This window comes from Methylobacterium sp. FW306-05-D (genome assembly GCF_058782155.1).
Genome location: NZ_JBYSXL010000030.1, coordinates 23,069 through 29,244 on the forward strand (window position 1 = coordinate 23,069; position 6,176 = coordinate 29,244).

The 6,176-nt window shown below is 70.4% G+C and carries 6 protein-coding genes; 4 read left to right on the top strand and 2 right to left on the bottom strand.

All coding sequences use genetic code 11. From position 1 onward, the window contains the following. Positions 1 to 17: 17 nt before the first annotated feature. Together AC3WLN_RS12395 and AC3WLN_RS12400 are read right to left on the bottom strand one after the other, a co-directional pair. On the bottom strand, positions 18 to 290 hold the full coding sequence (locus AC3WLN_RS12395) for a hypothetical protein (RefSeq protein ID WP_463774186.1): 273 nt from the start codon (positions 288 to 290) through the stop codon (positions 18 to 20). Positions 291 to 439: 149 nt separating this feature from the next. Next, entirely contained in the window at positions 440 to 817 is a 378-nt protein-coding gene (locus tag AC3WLN_RS12400) for a winged helix-turn-helix transcriptional regulator (protein ID WP_492481571.1), read from the bottom strand. A gap of 97 nt (positions 818 to 914) precedes the next feature. Between AC3WLN_RS12400 and AC3WLN_RS12405 the strand changes: the two genes are divergently transcribed. The 4 genes from AC3WLN_RS12405 to AC3WLN_RS12420 all read left to right on the top strand — a co-directional run. Beyond that, entirely contained in the window at positions 915 to 1,979 is a 1,065-nt protein-coding gene (locus tag AC3WLN_RS12405) for an SDR family oxidoreductase (protein WP_492481573.1), read from the top strand. Between the two features lie 29 nt (positions 1,980 to 2,008). Continuing rightward, positions 2,009 to 3,025, top strand: coding sequence for an EthD domain-containing protein (locus AC3WLN_RS12410; RefSeq protein WP_492481575.1), 1,017 nt, complete (start codon positions 2,009 to 2,011; stop codon positions 3,023 to 3,025). A gap of 92 nt (positions 3,026 to 3,117) precedes the next feature. Then, the gene (locus AC3WLN_RS12415; protein WP_492481577.1) at positions 3,118 to 4,737 is read left to right on the top strand and encodes a gamma-glutamyltransferase family protein; all 1,620 of its coding nucleotides are present in this window, start codon (positions 3,118 to 3,120) and stop codon (positions 4,735 to 4,737) included. A 136-nt stretch (positions 4,738 to 4,873) separates the two neighbouring features. After that, on the top strand, positions 4,874 to 6,176 hold a 1,303-nt coding region (locus AC3WLN_RS12420), incomplete at its 3' end, for an ABC transporter substrate-binding protein (RefSeq protein ID WP_492481579.1).

Below are 6,176 nucleotides of genomic sequence, written 5' to 3' on the forward strand. Positions count from 1 at the left end.
GGGCCGAGGCGGTCGGCTCAGCGGTCGCGGCGCTCGCGCGTGATGGTGGTGCGCTCTTCGCGACGCTCGATCCGGTCCTCGCGGCGATCCGGATCGACACCGAGGACGCCCCCGACGGTGCCGGTGGCCGCGCCGACGGCGCCGCCCACCACGCCACCGATCGGACCGGCCGCACGATTGCCGTCCTCAACGCCGCGCTCGGCGCCGCGGATGGTGCCCTGGGCCTGGGCCGTGCCGGCGAGGGCGACGGGGGTCAGCAGGAGGGCGGTGGCGATGACGAATGACTTCATGAAAAGGACCTCGCGTCGTTGGTTCGGGATGGCCGGTCACGCCGTCGCGACCGGTTCGGCATGCCTCATCAACGGCCGAGACGCGGAAAGGTCACAGAATTCGTGAGAACGCGTACGAATGCCGGTGGCCCGGGCGGACCTCCGGGTTGTCAGCGCCGGGAGGTCGGCCGGGGCTTCAGGTCGTCGAGGGCGTCGGCATTGGCACGACCCCAGGCATAGAGAAGCTCCACCGGCTCGACGAAGCGGCTGCCGAGGTCGGTGAGGCGATACTCCACCGCGGGGGGCACCGTGCCGGCCACGTGCCGGGTCAGGAGCCCGCTCGCCTCCATGTCCCGCAGGGTCTGGGTCAGCATCTTCTTCGAGATTCCGGGCAGGCTGCGCTGGAGCACGCCGGTGCGGGCGCGGCCGGCATGGCGGGCGTGGAGCGTGTGCAGCACCATGCTCGTCCACTTGGTCGCGAACAGTTCGAGCACCCGACGCGGCGCACAATCCTCGCGCCACTCCGCATCCGCGCTCAGCCTCTCCATCGTGGTTACCTTCCGGTGCCTATGACCCCAACCGGTGCCGTCTGGTCGGGGCTGCACTCTCTCCATAGGTCCGGTTCAGATCAAGACGGAGACATTCATGACCCGAACGGCCCTCATCGCCGGCGTCAGCGGCATCGTCGGCAACAACCTCGCCCGCCACCTCGTCTCGGAGGGCTGGTCCGTGGCGGGTCTGGCCCGGCGCCCGCCGGCCGACCTGCCCGGCGTGACGCCGGTGGCCGCCGACCTGCTCGACCCGGCGAGCCTGCGCGGCGCGCTGGCGGAGATCCGCCCCACCGACGTCTTCATCACGACCTGGCTGCGCCAGGAGACGGAAGCCGAGAACATCCGCGTCAACGGCGCGATGGTGCGCAACCTCCTCGACGCCCTGCGGCCAAACGGCGGCGTGCAGCATGTCGGCCTGGTCACCGGCCTCAAGCATTACCTCGGCCCCTTCGAGGCCTACGGGAAGGGCACGCTGCCGGCGACACCGTTCCGCGAGGACCAGGGCCGGCTCGACGTCGAGAACTTCTACTACGCGCAGGAGGACGAGGTCTTCGCCGCCGCCGAGCGGGACGGATTCGGCTGGAGCGTGCACCGGCCCCACACCGTCATCGGCTACGCGCTCGGCAACGCCATGAACATGGGCGTGACGCTCGCCGTCTATGCCACGCTCTGCCGGGAGACCGGCCGGCCGTTCCGCTTTCCCGGCTCGGCCGCCCAGTGGAACGGGCTCACCGACATGACCGACGCGCGCATCCTGGCGCGCCAGCTCGCCTGGGCGGCGACCACGCCGGCGGCCCGCAACGAGGCCTTCAACATCGTCGACGGCGACGTCTTCCGCTGGAGCTGGATGTGGGGCCGGATCGCCGCATGGTTCGGCGTCGCGCCGGCGCCCTTCGACGGCACGATCCTGCCCCTTGAGCAGCAGATGGACGGGGCCGCCCCGCTCTGGGCCGAACTCGCCGCGCGGCACGGCCTCAAGGAGGCCGATCTCGGGCGCCTCGCCTCGGCCTGGCACACGGACGCGGATCTCGGCCGGCCGATCGAGGTCGTCACCGACATGAGCAAGAGCCGGCGCCTCGGCTTCCTCGACTACCAGGCCACCGACGACGCGTTCTTCGACCTGTTCGCGCGCCTGCGGGCCGAGCGGGTCATCCCCTGACGGCCGCCACCGGCGCGAAGGACCCCCCAATGACAGATCGTACCGCCCCGGACCTCGCCCGCTCGGACCTCCTTCAGCGTCCGCCCTACGGGGAGGCCACTCGCACGACGACGAAGCCCCTGATCGTGACGCCGACCTTCGTCTCCCGCAGCGACGACACGCCCCGCGACCGGCGCCCGCGCGACGAGGGGTCGAATGTCGGCCGCGATGGCCGGTCGGTGATGCGCCCCGAACGCCATCCCGAGGCCGTGGCGCTGGAGCCCGATCCCAACCTCGCCTTCGAGCATTGGGACGAGTACTGGCGGAAGGTGCACGGGCCGAAATTCGCCTACGCGGAGCCGGGCACGCAGAACGACCGGGTGCTGCGCTACGATCAGGTTCACCGGGTCGCGTCGGGGCCGTCCTCCGGCTTCCGGCCGCCCTACCGGGCGATGGTCGACGCCGAGGGCCGGCTGGTGCCCGACCCGGCCGCGCAGGTGCCGGCCTACCGGCGCCCGAGCTTCGACGGCTTCGCCTACATCGCCTACGCGGAGACGGACGACATCGAGGCCGTGCTCGGCCAGGAGCAATACGCCACGCGCATCATCGCGGACGAGCGGACCGCCTTCCGCATGGTCACCCGCGAGGTTGCGCGGGAGTACATCGTGATCGCGAGCGCGCGCCACCGCGATCCGGTCAGCCTCGTGAAGATCCACCGGCGCCGCCCGCACCTGTCGCGCACGGACTTCCAGGCGGCCTGGCTCGGGGTCCATGCCGACCTCGTCCGTGCCCAGGCAGCGACCACGCAGTACGTCCGCCGATATGCCCAGCTCCACCCGTTCGGCTCGACCCAGGCCGACGATCCCGAGGGCTCGAAGATCGACGGGATCACGGTCCTGTCCTTCGACTCCCTCAACGACGTGGAAGACTTCCTGGTGTCCCCGGACCATGCGGTGATCGAAGCGGCGGAGAACGCGCTCGCCGATCCGGAGACCTCCGAGTTCTGGACGGCGATCAACTACAGCGTCATCAACCGCCTGATGCCGGAACGGGAGACGGAACGCTGAGCGAAACCCGCCGGAGCCGCCCGCTCGACTTGGCGGCCCGGCCGTTCGTCTCCATCATCGGCGGAGTCCCCGATGCGTGAGAGTTCGTACCGATGACGCCGTTCGACTGGACCACCGGCTACCCCACCGTGCGGATGCCGATCTTCGGCCGCAACATGGTCTCGACCTCGCACGCGCTGGCGGCCCAGGCCGGCATCCGCATGCTCTGGCAGGGCGGCAACGCGGTGGACGCCGCCATCGCCACGGCGGCGGCCAAGACCATCACCGAGCCCTGCAGCAACGGCCTCGGCTCGGACGCCTTCTGCATCCTGTGGGACGGCCGGCAGCTGCACGGGCTCAACGCCTCGGGCGGGGCGCCGGCGGCCTGGACCCCCGACTACTTCACCCGGAAATACGGGGCGGGCGAGCGGCCGCCGATGCGGGGCTGGGATTCCGTCACGGTGCCGGGCGCGGTCGCCGCCTGGGTCACCTTAAGCGAGCGCTTCGGCAAGCTGCCCTTCGCCGACCTGTTGCAGCCCGCCATCGAGATCGCCGAGCGCGGCTACCTCGCGCCGGTGGTCGTGCAGCAGAAATGGGCCGCCGCCGCGAAGGTCGCGGATCTCGTGCGCCAGCCGGGCTTCGCCGAGACCTTCCTGCCCCATGGCCGCGCTCCGCACGTGGGCGAGCGCGTCACCCTGCCGGGCATCACCCGCGCCTTGCGGGCCATCGGGGAGACGAAGGGGCGCGCCTTCTACGAGGGCGAGATTGCCGAGGCCATGGCCCGGCACGCCGCGGCGCATGGCGGCGCCATGAACGTGGCGGATCTCTCCGCCTTCCGGCCCGAATGGGTGACGCCGACCGCCAAGGACTACCGGGGCTACACCCTCCACGAGATCCCGCCGAACGGGCAGGGCATCGCCGCCCAGATCGCCCTCGGCATCCTCGAATCCTTCGAGCTCGCGGGCCTGGCCCCGGACGGGCCGGAGGCGCAGCACCTGCAGATCGAGGCGATGAAGCTCGCCTTCGCCGACACCTACCGCTACGTCGCCGACGCCCGCAGCATGGCGGTGACCCCGGAGGCGATGCTCGACCCAGGCTATCTCGCATCGCGCGCGAAGCTGATCGACCCGCGCCGGGCTCAAGCCTTCGGCGCCGGCAACCCGGTCCGGGGCGGCACGATCTACCTCACCGCCGCCGACGAATCCGGCATGATGGTGAGCTTCATCCAGTCGAACTTCATGGGCTTCGGCTCCGGCGTGGTCGTGCCCGAATGGGGCCTGTCCCTGCAGAACCGCGGCTACGGCTTCGTGCTGGATGCGGCGAGCCCCAACGTGGTGGCGCCGGGCAAGCGGCCCTTCCACACCATCATCCCGGGCTTCCTCACGAAAGACGGCGCGCCCGTGATGAGCTTCGGCGTGATGGGCGGCAACATGCAGCCGCAGGGCCACATGCAGACCCTGGTGCGGATGATCGACCACGGCCAGAACCCGCAGGCCGCCTGCGACGCGCCGCGCTGGCGCTTCAACGCCGGCCTCGAGATCAACGCGGAAGCCGCGATGCCGGCCGCGACCCTGCAGGGGCTCGTCGAGCGCGGCCACCGCGTCGACGTGATCGAGGACAGCTACCAGGATTTCGGCGCCGGCCAGTTCATCTGGCGCATGGGCGACCCCGGCACCGAGGGCTATGTCGGCGCCAGCGATCCCCGGCGGGACGGACAGGTCTCGGTCTGGTGAGCCCGGGGCGTTGCCAAGCGCTTCGCTGGCACGGATAATGTATGCACTTTCGGACGTCTTCCCGGCTCGCGCCGATCGGCCCTCAATCTGTGGCGGATCTGCGGTCCGGACCGATCCCAGTTCTGAAGGAAGCTCGATGCTGCGTCTGTTCGCTGCCGGCCTCGTCGCGGGCATTGCCGCGCTGTCTCCCGTCCAGGCCCAGACCCTGCGCTTCGGCCTGATGGAGGACCCGGACGCCCTCGACCCGACGCTGGCGCGCACCTTCACCAGCCGCATGGTCTTCGCGGCGATGTGCGACAAGCTCGTGGACATCGGACCCGACCTGAAGCCGGTGCCGCAGCTCGCCACCGGCTGGAACCTGTCGGAGGACCAGAAGACGCTCACCATGACCCTGCGGCCGGGCGTGCTGTTCCACGACGGCGAGAAACTCGACGCGGCGGCGGCCAAGTACAGCATCGAGCGCCACCTGAAGCTCCCCGGCTCGCAAAGGCGCGGCGAGATCGCGCCGATCGACCGGGTCGAGGTCGTCGACGACCTGACCTTCAGGATCGTCCTCAAGACGCCGTTCGCGCCCCTCATGTCGCAGTTCACCGACCGGGCCGGCATGATGGTCTCGCCCAAGGCCGCCGAGCGGCTGGGCGACAAGTTCTCCACCGCCCCGGTTTGCGCCGGGCCGTTCAAGTTCGTCGAGCGGGTGCCGCAGGACCGGATCGTGGTCGAGCGCTTCGACGATTACTGGAACAAGGACCAGATCCACCTCAAGCGCATCGAGTTCCGGCCGATCCCCGACGGCACCGTACGGTTGACCAACCTCCGGGCCGGCCAGCTCGATCTCCTGGAGCGCCTGACTCCCACCGACCTGCCGCAGGTGACCCGCGACCCGAAGCTCAAGGTCGGTTCGACCATCGAACTCGGCTTCCAGTCCATCGTCTTCAACCCGAACCGGGCCGGCTCGGCCGTGGCCGACCCGCGCGTGCGCGCCGCCTTCGATCTCGCGATCGACCGCAACGCCCTGAACCAGGTGGTGTTCAGCGGCGAGTTCCTGCCCGGCAACCAATGGGTCTCCCCGAAGCACCCGGCCTACGTGAAGGACTATCCCCTCCCGAAGCGGGACGTCGCCAAGGCCAAGGCTCTGCTGGCGGAGGCCGGCATCGCGAAGCCGTCCGTCACGCTGACGGTCTACGCCAACAACGAGGCGCCCCAGGTGGGGCAGGTCATCCAGGCGATGACCCGCGAGGCCGGATTCGACGTCAAGCTCCAGGCCACCGACTTCACCACCGCGCTCGACGCCGCCGACAAGGGCAATTTCGACGCCTACCTCTACTCGTGGAGCGGCCGGCCCGACCCGGACGGCAACACCTTCAGCTTCTTGGCCTGCAAGACGCCCCTGAACTACGCCCGCTACTGCAACCCGGAGGCGGACGCGGGGCGGGGGGGGG